Below are 14,426 nucleotides of genomic sequence, written 5' to 3'. Positions count from 1 at the left end.
ATTTTAATACTAAATTGTAATATAATTTATTTATATGATTTTCAGAAAATGCTGCTCTAAAAAGGAGGGGGAACAATGAAAACGAAGATGCCTGAAATGCTTTCTTTCATTTCAGAAGAAGCTGTTAGTAGAAAAATGACAAGTGAGGAAATTGCTGCTCACTTTGGTTATGATAAACATCACTTTAGTCGGAAATTTAAAGAAATTAATGGATTCAGTGTAGTTGAATTCCTCTCTAGTTTAAAAGTGGAAAAGGCGATTATTGGACTTGATGAAGAAAAGAAAGTACTCGACCTACAAGAACATTCAGGTTTTGAAAGCAGTGGTAGTTTCACGAATACTTTTAAAAAATATACAGGTAGTTCTCCTCGAAAATACAAAATGGAAATGAATGATATTTTTTATGATATGAAACGTTTTGAAAATGATAATAAAGATAAGCCGATAGCGCATTTTCAAGAAAAGAATGATTCTTTTTGTACTGTAACTATTGAAGTACCTGATGAATTTGAAAAGGGTATCATATTTATTGGGGTTTTCCATACTCTTATACCGAATCATATGCCTATATCTGGATTAGCTACTAAAAATTTAATAGGAAATCAATTGAAAAATATTCCAAGTGGAGACTATTATTTATTAGCTTGTGCGATAAGCCAGTCTAATAACATTCTATCTTACTTTAACTTAAGCAATAGTTTGAGGGGGAAAGAAGATAAAAGGCTATCTTTCCCAAAATGTTCTGGCCATCATTACACGATTAAGCTGAGAGAACCAATACCAGAAGATCCACCCATATTAGCTAATGTGGGAAAACTTTTAATCTCCTGTTTAAAGAACACAATCTAGAACAATATTGTTTGATTATGAAATGATAAAATAATTGTAGATTAGTGAAATGGAGGGAATAGTTATGGCTTTAAATGCAAAGAGTATCACTGTAGGGCTACCAGTAAGTAATTTGGAGAAATCTGCTAGTTGGTATGAAAAAATACTTATGAGTGATGAAAAATTAATACCAGTTGAAGGTGTTATTGAATATCCAATTGGTTCGGTTTGGATTCAACTTTTTGAAGAAAAAATAAATGTTTCAGAAAACGTTTTACGCTTAGGTGTAGAAGATTTAGATGTGGAATTTGAACGTTTAAAAACACTTGGAGTAATAACTGACGAGGTGATAGAAGATGTACCAGGTATCATTCGATATTTTGACTTCTCTGATCCTGATGGTAATAAGTTATCATTCTATTGGTTGTATGATCAGGAATAGATTTAAACAGTATTATATGATGGATGTAATGTTAAAACGACGGATGAATGATTCGTCGTTTTTTGATGCTAGAAATAAAGCTTAAGTGGGGTGGGGTAAGATATAACATTGTGGATTTTAATAGAATTAGCAACTCTTATAGAACCAATGACTTTGAACAATAGGACTGCTGTTTCAATGGAAGAAGCAGAAGAAATATTTAGATAATATTCATTAGATTTACAGCATACGAAAAAGTATGCTGTTTCGTGATAATTGCAGATAACTCATGTATTTGTTAAAGCCTTTGTAGTAAATAGTATCGGAGAGGTCATCGATTTTATTAGAGAAGCTAACTAAAACTTCTTTTTATTTCTCAAATAATAATGTACTATGAAAACATGGGAGATTCAAATACGAGAGGAGAAAAGAAAATCAATCATACACAAAAGGGTAAAATTGATTTCACTTTCTTTGTGTTTATGCTTTAAAACCTTTAACAATTAAAAAAAACATCATGGGATTTTTGTATTTAGGACAACAACATATAAACAATAGTGTAATCCAGCACAATAATTTTAAAGGAGCGTAACTTTATGAACGAATTTCCAGTTGTATATGAACCAGAGTATATGACAATTTATTTACTTGTTATCATCGGTGTCTTTTCTACAACTTTGGCTTTATCGCTTGAAAAATATAAGTTCACTTTAGCGGGAAAAGCGTTGATTGGGATGTGTTTTATTTCTCTAGCTGTGTTATTTATATATGTTTTAGAGTTAGCATATCTTTCGGATACAGCTGATTTGTTATTTCATACAATCGGTGTTTGGGAAGTAGTGCTTTTCACACATCCATATATTTTCTTAATACTTGCAATCTTGCTCGGTGGGGAAAAGAAACCGCCACATGTACCCAAACTTAAAAAATAAACTTGCTTAAATGACAGCATGAAAAGGAGATTATCAAATGAGTATTACAGAAGAAGAATTTGAAGAACAGGTTTCGGAGTTGTTTATTAATTATTTAGAAAAATGTACGCCTGAAGAGATTCATCAAGTGGTTGTAGAATGGAATTTTGATAATCCTAAGAAACCGATTTATTGGATTGCTAATTCGCCGAAAACGGATAAAGGGACTGCGTTAATGTTGTTTTGGTTAATGGAGCCGGACTTTGCTTATCAATTTGAAACGAGAGAAGCGATGGTTGAAAAAAGTAGTTGGTATGCGGAAGATTTTGATATTGTTGCTAGTTTGGAAGAAAAGTACTTAGCTGGGTTCTATCAAAATCAAGTCTATGGTTACGCACCTCCAGCCGAGTTTCAAGAGGAGGAAATGAAAAGAGCAATTCCGAGCGAAATGTTTGTTCCTTTGAAAGGGCTAGAAGTTTCTGAGTCGGCGGATTGGGAAGATGGTTTTCCTCCTGAATTGCAAGAACGGTATAATGAATTAGCTGAATCAGTGGAAGAGTAATCTTGATTCGGTATTATTCAAAAAGGAATTCAAAGTCGAAAATCTTTTAGATAGGTTTTCGACTTTTTTAGTATTGTTGCTTTGAAAATATTAAAGCAGATTAGGAGGAATAGCATGAAGTCGCAGCAGACCTTTATGGTAGAGGTTACCTTTTATTCTAGTGCAAGAAAAACGGTTCCAGAAGCGGGGTATCGGCCGCATTTAGTGATGGAGTTGGATGAGGAGCGGGAATATTTAGGTGTTGAAATTTATGATATAGAGGTGGATACGCTGGATTCGGTGGGGTACGCAATGTGTTCTTTTTTATATGAGCAAGAGGGCGTAGGTTATAGTAAGTTTCAGCCGAATAATTCTTTTAATGTTATGGAGGGGTCGAGTGTTGTTGGGAGAGGGAAGATAGTGTCGTTTAATTTGTAAATGAGAGTTAAATTGATTTATGCGTTTTACACAGTATAATTAAACTATAAGAAGAGGCTTTTTATAACCAGCATACACCATTACTGAGGAGGGAAAATGTTGATTCCATCATATTTGAAAAACACAGCTAAAGAGGTAAGTATTAATGATTTTCTTAATGTAGAAATTGTAACAACAAGCAACGAGGAAACTTTTGAGATTTTTTATTGTGGAACGCTTAAAGAAATAGAAGGCGATCAGTTAATTACTTCGGAAGCATACGAAATCCCATTAAAAATTATAGCGAAAAGCACTTTATCTGGAAAAGAAATTTTGCTTTATGATGGTGCATATTATGGGTATGATAGTATGTTTTGTGATGAGTTTGAGGCAGAAGTTACGCAAAATAGAGAATTAACAAAATATCCTATAAATAATTTATCTAACATTCGTTTATCTATAGGAATTGGCATTGATTATGAAACGGAAAAAGAAGATTATGAATTTGATGAAAATGGTCATGTGGTTTTAATTGATGATAGGCATATACCATGGGAACAAGTAAAAACGGACGGTTTTGATTTTTTAGAAATAACGGCAACAGATGAAAATGGAGAGTCTTTATTAATCTTGACCGAAGAACTTGCGTAAATAAATAGGAAGTTGAAAAAAATGATACTTATAAATAAACGAGCGAAAAAACAAGATTACCAGACGATTTTAGCGATTTGGGAAAAGTCAGTTATTGTAACGCATGATTTTTTAGCTGCGGAAGATAGGCAGTTTTACAAAGAACAAATTCCTTTGTTTCTAGATAATGTGGAACTGTCCTTATGGTTCGATGGTGAGCAGGTTGTTGGTTTTAGTGGGACGAGCGAGCGGGAACTAGATATGTTGTTTCTGGATCCGGTAGCCACGGGTAATGGTTATGGGAGTCAGATTCTGGGTTGGCTAATAGAAAATAAGCAGATAAACCTGGTGGATGTGAATGAACAAAATGAAAATGCCACGAGATTTTATTTGAAGCATGGATTTGTGGTTTCTTCCAGAAGTGACTTGGACGGTTTTGGGAAGCCTTATCCAATTCTTCATTTACAACTGAAGGAGAGCGTTAATGGAATATGAACAGCTGTTACAAAGCGAACTTGGTGAACTTGAAATAATTCGGGAAGAACTACAAAACAAAGAATATCGAGGAATGATTGTAAAAACGGCTAAAGATGGCACAACGATTCGGACGCGTTTGGCGAAAAAAACAGATAAAAAAACAGGGTACTTTGTTGCTTTTTGGGAGAAAGATGAACTTGGTAAGAATTGTCCTTTTGATGAGAATGATAGCGCTGACTTTTTATGTATTGTTGTTATTGATGGTGATTTGAACGGTTTATTTGTTTTTCCAAGGCAGTGTTTAATTGAAAAGGGAATTTTAACTAGTGAAGCTGGTATTGGAAAAATGGCTGCTAGATTTTATCCATCGTGGTGTCAGGATTTAAATAAAACAGCGAAAAAAACGCAAGCTTGGCAACAGGTGTATTTTAAAAATTATTCTATAAGAAAAGAAGACCATTAATTTGGTCTTCTTTTTATTGTATAGAGACTACTTGCTCGCAGTAATCTAAGTAAGCATCGTCTACTAGAAAATATTTTGGAACCATTAAGCCAACAATATTGGTGAGTAGCTCTGAATTAGCGATGGCAGGATTAATCATTTGGTGAGAGACGTCTGGGATGGTTTGGGTTTCTACGTTTTCTTTTTTGATTTGTTTGGTGTAAACATCTTTTGTTTCTGCTGAATCGACATTTTTATCTTTTTCAGCTAAGACGAGATAGATTTTTGCTTTTACTTTTGAAAGGTCTAGGGTGGCATCTTGGTTCATGTTTTTGCGAATAAAGTTGTAGCGATCTGGGGTCATTTTTTCTTTACCGCCATTTTGTTTGTAGCTTTCGTAGGTTTTGTTTTTAGAAATAAGGGCGCTGTCGGTGCGAAAATTTTGTTTTGCTTGATTGATTTCTTTAGTTGCTTTACCAGCTTCTTTCGCTTGCCAGCCGGTGTTGTATTCTCCTTGACGCATCCAGTTGATAGCAGGGGCGGCAAGGATTGAGAAGTCAATCTCCTTATTTGCATTCATTGCTTTTGGGATCACCCAACCAGCTTGACTAGCGCCCCATAAGCCGATTTTGGCGGTGCTATCAGAATACTTCACTTTCATCCAATCAATCACTTGGTTGACTTCGTTTGCGCGATCATCCATGGACTGATTTAGCCAATTGCCTGTGGATTTACCAACGCCTAACTTATCCCAAGAAACAGATATATATCCTTGTTTGGCAAAGCGTTCCATCAGCGGTTTATAGCCACCATTTTGTGTTGCTTCTTGTGCCCCGTCACCGTGAACAAATACGATAATGCCTTTTGGTTTCTCGTGTTTTGGGGTTGTCACGACCGCAGAAAGTTTTCCACCAGTAGTTGGGATTGCGACGCTTGTTTCGTTCATTTCGAAATCGTTTCCGATGAAAAGAATCGCTACTAATATGACGATGATTGCGCTCATTATGATAGTTATTTTTTTCCAAAGTTTCATTGTATCCACTCCATTTTTTGCCATTCTTTAATACCGGTGAGTACTCCCATCAATGTGCTATTTTCTTTTTGAATCACTTCGAAGCCGATAGTTCTATACAGCTTGCAAGCGCCATTATTGTTCTTGGCAACGTATAAAGTTATCTGTTCATCATGAAAAGTTTCTAGGCAATGAGAAATTAACGTTTTTCCAATACCTTGACCACGAAAATTTGGTGAAACGGTTATAAAGTCAATATATCGTTCATTTTGAACAGGTTTGTGTGATAGAAGACTGAGGAAGAAAATCAATTTGAGGCACTGTGAAAATGATAAAAATTTTCTTAGGTTTTGATATAGCTTTTGATGAGAGTCACTCTTGCTCGTTACAAACATGCAACCGCAAACTAGCTCATCTTGTATTGCAATTAGTAGGTTTTCGCCTTGTTCTGTATAAATGTAATGGCAAAAAGCGTATATAATGTCATGTGCTTCTGTTTCTTTGAATAACGTTTTTGTGAACTTTGATTTGAACCCTGCGAAAACTAAAGATGTTACTTCTTCAACGATATTTTCTTTTTCAAATGAATCAATGCTTTTAATGGAAAGTGTCATAACGGCACTTCCATTGTGTAAACCATTGCATCCGGATAGGCGAGTGAAGGGTAGATGTTTTCGTATAATATCATGCTTGGTGTAGGATGTTTTAATTCTTCTAAAAACAGTTGGATTTGCGTTTCAATAGTTGCTTCATCTTTGGCAATAAAAGATTTACAAGCATATTCGCCGGCTGGAAAAGTATAATCACTCCTTTTTTTCACGCTCTTAAGGCATATTACACCAGCGTCTTGCTTGGAGAAAATGTAAAAAGGTTCCTCTAAATCCGGTAGATTGTGTTTTGCGGCTTGGGCATAGTTGATAGTGTTATTATCAATTATTTGGTTAGGAACTTTTTTAAAATAACGATCGTCTTTAGCTACAAACGTGATTTCATTTAAACGCATTTCTTTTTGCGAATGGATGATTTTCTGAATCGTTTTCTGAATTCCTACTAATTCTTCTATTTTTTGTTGCAAATCTTGTTCAGCCTGCTCTAACATCGGAGTCACTTTTTCACTAAGCAAACTTTCTTTGATTTCTTGAATAGAAAAGCCAATTTTTCTAAAAAGGATAATTTGATATAAACGGTAAATGTCGGCTTCTTCAAAATAATAATAGCCATTTTCGGGATTTCGTTTAGGAACTAGAATACCTTCATCGATATAATGACGGATTTTATATTTAGATATTTGAAAAAGTTGCGCGATTTCGCCAGTGGAAAGGGTAAGCATCTGAAAACCTCCTTATGATTTAGTTTTAGTATAAACTATGTGGTTACCACGCAGTCAAATAAAAAAACAAATGACAATGAGAATCATTATCAAACGCTGATTTTTGTGATATAATAAACAAAGATTTATTAATGGGGGTTAGCGATCAAATGGGAAAAGTAGTATTGAAAATGGCTTATACTGCCAAAAAATCAAATAAAGTATTAAGGTATCTTGAAACGAACCTTAATGTAACTCGGGGGAAGTACAATGATTGATAAGCGTTTGTTTCAATTGGTTGAAAAGAAATCTTTAGTGTTATTAATTCTTTTTCGTGTGCTTAGTTTGGGGCTGATGATTGGTCTTTGGCTTGTTTTTGCTCAACAATTAACGCATTATTTAGAGGGCCAAAGTGTCGATTGGTTATGGCTTGTTGGAACGGTTTTAGTCGTTTTAGTTGGCAAAGCGATACTTACAAAATTAGCGGAGAAACAAATTTACCAAGCATCGGCGGAATTGCGTTTATCAATGAGGCGCGCTGTGATGGAAAAAGCTTTTCGGTTAGGCAACAACGAAGGGCAGCTACCGGCATCAACATTAACGCAGCTCGCAGTAGATGGGATCGAACAATTAGAAATTTATTATTCACGTTTTTTACCGCAATTATTTTATTGTCTCATCGCTTCTTTGATGATTTTTGGAAGCTTAGTTGGATTTGCGTGGCAGCCGGCGATTGTGCTATTAATTTGTATGCCGATGATTCCGGTTGTTATTATGGCAGTGATGAAAATTGCTAAGCGGATTTTGAGTGGTTATTGGTCGGATTATACGAATTTAGGAACCAAATTTCATGAAAATTTAAGTGGTTTGAGTATTTTGAAGGCTTATGACCAAGATAAATATAAGCAAGAGGAAATTGTTTCTGATGCGGAACGTTTCCGTAAAGCTACGATGAGTTTGTTATCGATGCAGCTGAATTCGATTACGATTATGGATATTATTTCGTATAGTGGGGCGGCACTTGGTATTGGTATGTCTTTAATTATGTTCACAAATGGCGGTATAAGTATGACTGGCATGTTGATGTTCTTACTACTAAGCGCCGAATTCTTTATTCCAATGCGTCAACTTGGATCTTTATTCCATGTGGCGATGAATGGAATTAGTGCATGTAGTAAATTGTTCGCTTATTTAGAGTTAAAAGAGCAAGTTTATGGCTCAGAAGAATTAGCTAAACCGTTAGAAAAAATGGAAGTACGTCATTTGACATATACATATGAAGAAGGTAAAGCTAAAGCACTTCAAGATATATCAGCTCATTTCAATAAAGGAAGTTTTTCAGCACTTGTTGGAAAGTCTGGTTCAGGAAAAAGTACTTTTGTGCGAGTGTTATTAAATCAATTGCCTGGTTATCAAGGGGAAATTATTTGGAATGATGTTCCGTTAGCTAGTTTGAGCGGGGAAGCTATTCGTAAACAAGCTGTGTTAGTAGATAATCATGGTTATCTTTATGCAAATAGTATTCGGGAAAATTTATTAATTGGTAATTCAGCCGCTAATGATAGCGATTTGTGGAATGTTTTGGAGCAAGTTAGTTTGGCTGATTTTGTTCGGAAGTTACCGGGGCAATTAAGTGAGAATTTAGAAGAGAACGGAAGTAATTTATCTGGTGGGCAAAGGCAGCGGTTGTTACTAGCAAGAGCATTGCTGCGTCAAGCTGAAGTCTTTGTTTTCGATGAAATTACGTCTGGTGTGGATTTGGAAAGTGAAAAAATTATTCTTTTGGTGTTGCAGAAATTAGCTAAAGAAAAAATCGTGCTCTTTATTTCGCATCGCTTATATAATGTTTTGGACGCGGATCAGGTACTCGTTTTTGACGCGGGGAAATTGGTGGAAGTGGCGAGCCCAGAACGATTGCAACAAGAATCCAATTACTTCAAAAATTACTTTTTAGAAGAAGAAGCGTTGCTGAAAGGGGGAGCATGATATGTCAGAATGGACGATTATTGGTTGGTTATTAAAGTTTGTTAAGCCGTTACGAGGAAAGATGATTTTGGCAATTTTACTTGGTATTATAAGTAATTTATCGGTTATCATGATTTCTTTGATCGGTACGTATGGCATTATCGCTGTGATTTTACAGCAACCTCTGAATCCGTATAAATGGCTCTTTGTAATGGTTGCTTGTGGTGTGGTTCGCGGTTTGGCACGATATTCGGAACAATATTTAAATCATGATATTGCCTTTCGTTTACTTGCGATAATTCGTGAACGTATTTTTGCGACTTTGCGAAAACTGGGACCAGCTCGTTTATCTGGGAAGAAAAGTGGCGATTTAGTTGCCGCGATTACAACGGATGTCGAAGCTTTGGAAGTGTTTTTCGCGCATACAATCTCACCAGTTATTATTGCAGTTGGTACGACGATTGCAACTGTTGGCTTTTTGGCGACCTATGATGTTGGTTTAGCGCTCATACTTTTGCTAGGACAAATCTTGGTTGGTGTCATTTTGCCGATGATTAGTTATAAACGAAATAAAAAAATCGGAACTGCTTATCAAAAAGAATTCGTTGGGCTCAATCAGATGGTAATGGAAAATATTGCAAGTTTACAAGATATATTCCAGTTTAAATTGGGAGAAGAGCGTTTAAGAAAACTAGAAGAACAAGGTGAAAAGCTCAATAAGCAGTATAAAAAAAGAATACGACAAGGAAGCGAGCTCCAAATATTTGGTGAATGGGTGCTAATTGGTACGGCGACTTTAATTTTAGTGTTAGGCAGTCTTTGGCAATTACCACTTGAAACAGTATTAATTGGAACCGTGCTTAGTCTGAATTCTTTTGGATCGGTATTGGCATTAAACGCTTTAGGAACAGCGCTGTTAACTACTTTTGCTAGTGGTAAGCGATTATATACATTAACTGAAGAAAAACCTGTTGTATTATTTAACGGCCAGCTTGAACTATCGGATTTTGAAAGTGCGGAGTTAGATAAAGTGAGTTTTAGTCATGATGGAAAACAACCACTTTTAAACGAAATTTCGCTAGCGCTTCCTAAGGGGAAATGGCTCGGCATCGGTGGGGAAAGTGGCAGCGGGAAAAGTACCTTAGTAAAACTACTGATGCGCTACTGGGATCCAGATGGTCAGATTAAATTAAATGATAACGCACTCCCTGAAATTACAGAGTCTTCGCTTCATAGGCTGGAAGGTGTTATGGAGCAAAGTACGTTTTTATTTGAAGACACGCTCGGTAATAATATTCGTTTAGGAAAAAAAGGTGCTACTTTGGAAGAAGTTAAAGAGGCTGCCCGAAAAGCTGCTATCGATACATGGATTGAGAATTTGCCAGAAGGTTATGACACGATCATTGGCGGGCAATCACGAAATTTATCAGACGGCGAACGCCAGCGGATTGGCTTAGCTAGACTATTTCTCCATGATGCCCCGTTATTATTATTAGATGAACCAACAAGCAATTTGGATTATATTAATGAACAAGCGATTTTAAACACGCTCCGTTCAGAAATTCAAGATAAAACGGTGCTCGTAATTTCTCACCGAGCAACAACATTAGACTTGGCAGAAGAACAATTATTTATAGAAAATGGTGCATTGAAACGTGCAGTAAAATAATAAAAACAGCTTGTATAGATTACAAGCTGTTTTTATTTATAAATTTACCTTCTCTGAGCTTTCGAAAAATTCAACCTTGTCAAGTTCTGTTTATTTGAATAACTGCTGTGTAATATAAATAATTCGCGTTTTACAGAACCGCTCAAAATATTTTATCAATTTGATAGGAAATAATGTCCAAAGTAAATGGACGCTGGTTTTTCATCATATTTGACGTACTATACAAAAACTTTCCCAATTTGCTCAAATAGAAATTCTCGTCCAAACAAAAGAATGAAAATCAAGAAGAGCATGACAATACCAAAAATAAATACTCCATATACAAGATCAAGGGGATAGCGATGATCATGTTCAATAATATCTTCGCTTAATGAAGCTAATTTGGCATCAAATTGGTTAATTAACTCAACGAAATTATTTCGGCCGATAAAGGCACAGTCGATTTTCTCCATTTTGTTTTCTGTTTGAAAGAATAGTTCCATCGTTTCTGGAACTTGATACTTCAAGAACCTACGAATAGGTTGGAAGTTATAACTTATTCTTTTCACATTTGCAAGATGAATCGTTTTTGTTTTGTTGCGTGTGTGAAGAATAAAAGCAGTCTTTGTGACCTGGATCCATTCTTTTGGCGGGAGTAGAAGTTTAACAATTAAATATCCTATAAAAAAAAGAGTAATAAGACCAAAGTAAAATGACTCTGCTTTTTCTATTGATAATAAAGTTGATAAGCCAAACAAGAAAATAAAAGATAAAGAAGTTAAAGCTGTTCCGATTGTTTTAAGTTTGTCTTTGTAATATATCATGATGCACACCTGCTTGGTTGAATTTATGTTGAATTTAATGATAACATTGTAAAATACAATCATCAAGTTCATTAGTGAACTTTTAACTACCTAATTAACAAGGAGGAACTTCATGGAAATCACATTACAACAACCTACAACAGCTGACTTTCCTTTCATTGAATGTTGTGGGGAGATTTAGCAACAACAGAAGTGCTCGGCGGACCATTTTCTTTTCCAGAAGAAACGCGAATGGACTGGCTAAAATCAAAATCAAAAGCGAGCAATGCTTATTTTATTATAAAAAAAGGTACAGAATCCGTTGGTGAAGTCAGCTTTCGCGATTTTGAAAAAGGAACAGCTCATTTAAATATTAAAGTGGCTGCATGTTACAGGGGTCAGCGAATCGCTCAAAAAGCTTTGCAATTATTCTTGGATTTTTTCCAAACTGATTGCGGCGGGATAGTTTTGTTGGATGAAGTTAGACGGAAAAATGTAGCTGGCATTAAGTTTCTCGTGAAAGCTGGTTTCGAAGTTATAGAAGAAAAAGAATGGACGATGGTGCTCAAATGGAGTGCTCAAGCAGAAGGAGGTTTTGAATGAGTAAAGAAAGATGTGCATGTTGTAACTGCTTAACAATTGATGTTAGAGGCGAGTTTGAGATTTGTCCGATATGTTTCTGGGAAGATGACGCTTATTTTGTCTTTGATAAGGAAGAGATTTATTCTCATTATCAAGATAGTTCATCGATAGAAGATTTGTTAAAAATTCGCTCTAGTGCTAACAATGGTTTAACGTTATTAGAAGCACGGCAAAATTTTAACCAGTTTGGCGCTTGTGAGCTGGCAATGAAGAAATATGTAAGAGTGCCAACTGCAGAGGAATTATAAAAAATTAGCAGGTAAGTTAGATTTAAAAGTCTAACTTACTTTTTTAGTAGTTAAAAAAGCTGATTTCTTATGTCGGTTCATTTTTTAGACACATTTTAATAAAAAATAAATGGGTATGATAAGTACAGTGAAAGCAATAATAGCAAGGTTAAATGGGAATTAGCTTCAAAAATAAAAGTAAGGAAAATAATTTCCTGAAACAAGAAAAATTGCCTCCTTATTCTGTTGATTTGATTATATAAGCAGAGTATTATGTTGATTGACAATCAAGGAGGATACTATGAAAAAAACTATCAAGATTACAACCAGTTTACTTTTGAGCTTTGCTTGTGTATTTAGCATGGGGGATTTTACTAAGCCACACACAGTCGAAGCTGAAACAGTCTATTCGCTTACAAATCCAAGTCCAATTAATGAAATTTTTCCTGATCCAAAGCTCGCACAAGTTGTGGCGGATTGGTTAAAGCTTCCATCTGCGACTAGCATGGTTACGCAAAGCCAATTGAATACAATTAAATCTTTGCACTTTGATTCAAAAGGTGTTCAAAGTCTTGAAGGAGTGGAGTATTTAAAAAATCTCACGCAAGTATTTGGCTATGGTAATCAAGTGAGTGATCTAGGACCATTAAGTAATTTAACGCAACTCGAAATCATCCAGATGCCAAGAAACCAAATAAGTGATTTAACACCCATTTCGAATTTGACAGCATTAATGTCACTTGATTTTGAATTTAATAACTTACAAACGATTGAACCGATAAAAAATTTAACGAACATGTTAGAACTGAATGTTAGCGCAAATCCTATTTCGGATATTAGTGCCGTTAAAAACATGACACAACTGGAATTTTTGACCATAAGAGACTGTGAGGTAAGTGATTTATCGTCAGTTGAAAATCTGTCTAATATGCTGATGTTTTGGGCAGGTAGAAATAATATTAGTGATATTACGCCGCTCAAAAATATGCCCAAACTGCTTGGTTTAAGTTTATTTGGGAATCAAATCAAGGATGTGAGTGTGGTTAAAAATCTTACTAGCCTTGAAGATTTCGATATAAAAGCGAATCAGGTGAGCGATATTAGTAGTTTAGCAACATCAACTACGCTCGAGACATTAACTCTTAGTTTCAACCAAATAATTGATATTTCACCCCTGAAAAATTTGACCAATTTAACTAGGTTAGAACTTGAGAATCAAACACATGTATTAGATGCGGTTGAGGTAGATAATCCATTAATTTTGCCCGCTCCAGTAATTGATGAAAATGGCAACAGAGTACAGCCGACAAAAGTAAGTCATGCGGGTATTTATTCGAATGGCGAGATTACATGGGAAGGGTTGCAAAGTAATTATATTCTAAATTACGAGTATAATTTACCCGTAGCAATTGGTTCGTTAACAACAACGTATTCTGGTAAAATTACCCAGCCACTGTTGGAGAAGCCTGTTGATCCGATTACTCCGGTAGATCCGGTAGATCCGGTAGACCCGGTAGATCCAGTCACTCCAGTAAACTCGTCAAATCAGGTAAATTCAATTGATCCAGTGAAACAAGTTATTCAAGCTACTGAAACTTTACTGAAACAGACTACTGCTGTTAATCCGATAGTAGCTAAAGAGAATAGAAATTTACCGAAAACAGGGGATAGTGGAATGACTTCTAGTTTATTTAGCGGTTTAATCCTAGCAGTTTCTAGTGTGATATTATTGCGTAAACGAAAATAAAAAAAGGAATTTGGCTTTTAGTCAAATTCCTTTTCTATACGATTTTTGTGCCTTGGTGAAAGGTGAGTTTCCACGAGCTATTTTCGAAAATCCAGATGTTACTTCGCATTGTATAGGAGTTTTCACTTAGATTTTTAAGTTTATAATATGATAAGACCTTTGTTTCATCCAAGATTTTTATGTCGTAATTCATGATTTCTAGAGCGCTATCGCCAAGTGTTGTTAGCGATTTGTAATAGGAAAAGTCTTTAACAACACCGCTTTGCGTGATTTCAATATAAGATTCGCTTAAAATATCGATAATTTCGGACATGGAGTGACGGTTTTCGAGCGATAAATGTATTTGGTCAAGTTTTTGAAAATTTTCTTTCGTTAATTCCATTATAAGTCCTCCGTTTTAAAGGAA

The 14,426-nt window shown here is 35.4% G+C and carries 17 protein-coding genes and 1 pseudogene; 13 read left to right on the top strand and 5 right to left on the bottom strand.

Annotation, left to right across the window (positions count from 1 at the left end):
- Positions 1-75: 75 nt before the first annotated feature.
- The 8 genes from AC4PG8_RS02840 (at position 76) to AC4PG8_RS02805 (ending at position 4,688) form a co-directional block, all read left to right on the top strand.
- Positions 76-849, top strand: a complete 774-nt coding sequence (locus AC4PG8_RS02840) for a helix-turn-helix domain-containing protein (protein WP_492170003.1) — start codon at positions 76-78, stop codon at positions 847-849.
- 64 nt (positions 850-913) lie between these two features.
- Positions 914-1,270 (top strand): VOC family protein, encoded by a 357-nt coding sequence (locus tag AC4PG8_RS02835; protein WP_185547234.1) that lies wholly within the window; start codon positions 914-916, stop codon positions 1,268-1,270.
- Positions 1,271-1,845: 575 nt separating this feature from the next.
- Entirely contained in the window at positions 1,846-2,181 is a 336-nt protein-coding gene (locus tag AC4PG8_RS02830) for a hypothetical protein (protein ID WP_009929610.1), read from the top strand.
- Positions 2,182-2,218: 37 nt separating this feature from the next.
- A complete protein-coding gene (locus tag AC4PG8_RS02825; RefSeq protein WP_003771371.1) occupies positions 2,219-2,722 on the top strand; it encodes a DUF4274 domain-containing protein in 504 nt (167 codons plus the stop codon).
- 114 nt (positions 2,723-2,836) lie between these two features.
- Positions 2,837-3,139, top strand: coding sequence for a hypothetical protein (locus tag AC4PG8_RS02820; RefSeq protein WP_185538450.1), 303 nt, complete (start codon positions 2,837-2,839; stop codon positions 3,137-3,139).
- A 96-nt stretch (positions 3,140-3,235) separates the two neighbouring features.
- Positions 3,236-3,769 carry a hypothetical protein gene (locus AC4PG8_RS02815; protein ID WP_185570609.1) on the top strand — a complete coding sequence of 178 codons (534 nt, stop codon included), beginning with the start codon at positions 3,236-3,238 and terminating at the stop codon, positions 3,767-3,769.
- 21 nt (positions 3,770-3,790) lie between these two features.
- Positions 3,791-4,243 (top strand): GNAT family N-acetyltransferase, encoded by a 453-nt coding sequence (locus tag AC4PG8_RS02810; protein WP_185538454.1) that lies wholly within the window; start codon positions 3,791-3,793, stop codon positions 4,241-4,243.
- Positions 4,233-4,688 carry a MepB family protein gene (locus AC4PG8_RS02805; protein ID WP_160463959.1) on the top strand — a complete coding sequence of 152 codons (456 nt, stop codon included), beginning with the start codon at positions 4,233-4,235 and terminating at the stop codon, positions 4,686-4,688. Before AC4PG8_RS02810 ends, AC4PG8_RS02805 begins: the two co-directional genes overlap by 11 nt.
- A gap of 13 nt (positions 4,689-4,701) precedes the next feature.
- On the opposite strand, the gene AC4PG8_RS02800 is transcribed toward AC4PG8_RS02805, so the two are convergent.
- Genes AC4PG8_RS02800 through AC4PG8_RS02790 form a run of 3 tightly spaced genes read right to left on the bottom strand, consistent with a single transcriptional unit; the run spans position 4,702 to position 7,009 of the window.
- Positions 4,702-5,724, bottom strand: a complete 1,023-nt coding sequence (locus AC4PG8_RS02800; RefSeq protein ID WP_185520416.1) for an alpha/beta hydrolase family protein — start codon at positions 5,722-5,724, stop codon at positions 4,702-4,704.
- Positions 5,697-6,293, bottom strand: coding sequence for a GNAT family N-acetyltransferase (locus AC4PG8_RS02795; RefSeq protein WP_185520415.1), 597 nt, complete (start codon positions 6,291-6,293; stop codon positions 5,697-5,699). The genes AC4PG8_RS02800 and AC4PG8_RS02795 overlap by 28 nt, the downstream gene beginning before the upstream one ends.
- Positions 6,290-7,009 (bottom strand): MerR family transcriptional regulator, encoded by a 720-nt coding sequence (locus AC4PG8_RS02790; protein WP_185520414.1) that lies wholly within the window; start codon positions 7,007-7,009, stop codon positions 6,290-6,292. The genes AC4PG8_RS02795 and AC4PG8_RS02790 overlap by 4 nt, the downstream gene beginning before the upstream one ends.
- A 249-nt stretch (positions 7,010-7,258) precedes the next feature.
- On the opposite strand from AC4PG8_RS02790, the gene AC4PG8_RS02785 reads away from it, so the two are divergent.
- Positions 7,259-8,974, top strand: coding sequence for an ABC transporter ATP-binding protein/permease (locus AC4PG8_RS02785; RefSeq protein WP_492170002.1), 1,716 nt, complete (start codon positions 7,259-7,261; stop codon positions 8,972-8,974).
- Position 8,975: 1 nt separating this feature from the next.
- Positions 8,976-10,622, top strand: a complete 1,647-nt coding sequence (locus AC4PG8_RS02780; protein ID WP_492170001.1) for an amino acid ABC transporter ATP-binding/permease protein — start codon at positions 8,976-8,978, stop codon at positions 10,620-10,622.
- Between the two features lie 218 nt (positions 10,623-10,840).
- Here the strand turns inward: AC4PG8_RS02780 and AC4PG8_RS02775 are convergent, their stop codons facing one another.
- Entirely contained in the window at positions 10,841-11,425 is a 585-nt protein-coding gene (locus tag AC4PG8_RS02775) for a hypothetical protein (protein ID WP_185540040.1), read from the bottom strand.
- A gap of 112 nt (positions 11,426-11,537) precedes the next feature.
- Here AC4PG8_RS02775 and AC4PG8_RS02770 point away from each other — a divergent pair.
- From AC4PG8_RS02770 to AC4PG8_RS02760, 3 genes and pseudogenes are all read left to right on the top strand, one after another.
- Positions 11,538-12,007, top strand: a pseudogene (locus AC4PG8_RS02770) (GNAT family N-acetyltransferase).
- Complete coding sequence (locus tag AC4PG8_RS02765) at positions 12,004-12,294, top strand: CPCC family cysteine-rich protein (RefSeq protein WP_185540038.1); 291 nt, start codon at positions 12,004-12,006, stop codon at positions 12,292-12,294. The pseudogene AC4PG8_RS02770 and the gene AC4PG8_RS02765 overlap by 4 nt, the downstream one beginning before the upstream one ends.
- A gap of 280 nt (positions 12,295-12,574) precedes the next feature.
- Positions 12,575-14,020, top strand: a complete 1,446-nt coding sequence (locus tag AC4PG8_RS02760; protein WP_492170000.1) for a leucine-rich repeat domain-containing protein — start codon at positions 12,575-12,577, stop codon at positions 14,018-14,020.
- A 34-nt stretch (positions 14,021-14,054) separates the two neighbouring features.
- Here the strand turns inward: AC4PG8_RS02760 and AC4PG8_RS02755 are convergent, their stop codons facing one another.
- Positions 14,055-14,402, bottom strand: coding sequence for a nuclear transport factor 2 family protein (locus tag AC4PG8_RS02755; RefSeq protein ID WP_185484244.1), 348 nt, complete (start codon positions 14,400-14,402; stop codon positions 14,055-14,057).
- Positions 14,403-14,426 lie beyond the last annotated feature (24 nt).

The organism is Listeria sp. MAN/IMW/UF555, assembly GCF_058684075.1.
This window is presented reverse-complemented; position numbering and strand designations above follow the sequence as displayed.

Bases quoted from the DNA above. Each gene is read 5' to 3' on its own strand.
- AC4PG8_RS02840 (WP_492170003.1), top strand. From the start codon at position 76: ATGAAAACGAAGATGCCTGAAATGCTTTCTTTCATTTCAGAAGAAGCT.
- AC4PG8_RS02835 (WP_185547234.1), top strand. From the start codon at position 914: ATGGCTTTAAATGCAAAGAGTATCACTGTAGGGCTACCAGTAAGTAAT.
- AC4PG8_RS02830 (WP_009929610.1), top strand. From the start codon at position 1,846: ATGAACGAATTTCCAGTTGTATATGAACCAGAGTATATGACAATTTAT.
- AC4PG8_RS02825 (WP_003771371.1), top strand. From the start codon at position 2,219: ATGAGTATTACAGAAGAAGAATTTGAAGAACAGGTTTCGGAGTTGTTT.
- AC4PG8_RS02820 (WP_185538450.1), top strand. From the start codon at position 2,837: ATGAAGTCGCAGCAGACCTTTATGGTAGAGGTTACCTTTTATTCTAGT.
- AC4PG8_RS02815 (WP_185570609.1), top strand. From the start codon at position 3,236: ATGTTGATTCCATCATATTTGAAAAACACAGCTAAAGAGGTAAGTATT.
- AC4PG8_RS02810 (WP_185538454.1), top strand. From the start codon at position 3,791: ATGATACTTATAAATAAACGAGCGAAAAAACAAGATTACCAGACGATT.
- AC4PG8_RS02805 (WP_160463959.1), top strand. From the start codon at position 4,233: ATGGAATATGAACAGCTGTTACAAAGCGAACTTGGTGAACTTGAAATA.
- AC4PG8_RS02800 (WP_185520416.1), bottom strand. From the start codon at position 5,724: ATGGCAAAAAATGGAGTGGATACAATGAAACTTTGGAAAAAAATAACT.
- AC4PG8_RS02795 (WP_185520415.1), bottom strand. From the start codon at position 6,293: ATGACACTTTCCATTAAAAGCATTGATTCATTTGAAAAAGAAAATATC.
- AC4PG8_RS02790 (WP_185520414.1), bottom strand. From the start codon at position 7,009: ATGCTTACCCTTTCCACTGGCGAAATCGCGCAACTTTTTCAAATATCT.
- AC4PG8_RS02785 (WP_492170002.1), top strand. From the start codon at position 7,259: ATGATTGATAAGCGTTTGTTTCAATTGGTTGAAAAGAAATCTTTAGTG.
- AC4PG8_RS02780 (WP_492170001.1), top strand. From the start codon at position 8,976: ATGTCAGAATGGACGATTATTGGTTGGTTATTAAAGTTTGTTAAGCCG.
- AC4PG8_RS02775 (WP_185540040.1), bottom strand. From the start codon at position 11,425: ATGATATATTACAAAGACAAACTTAAAACAATCGGAACAGCTTTAACT.
- AC4PG8_RS02765 (WP_185540038.1), top strand. From the start codon at position 12,004: ATGAGTAAAGAAAGATGTGCATGTTGTAACTGCTTAACAATTGATGTT.
- AC4PG8_RS02760 (WP_492170000.1), top strand. From the start codon at position 12,575: ATGAAAAAAACTATCAAGATTACAACCAGTTTACTTTTGAGCTTTGCT.
- AC4PG8_RS02755 (WP_185484244.1), bottom strand. From the start codon at position 14,402: ATGGAATTAACGAAAGAAAATTTTCAAAAACTTGACCAAATACATTTA.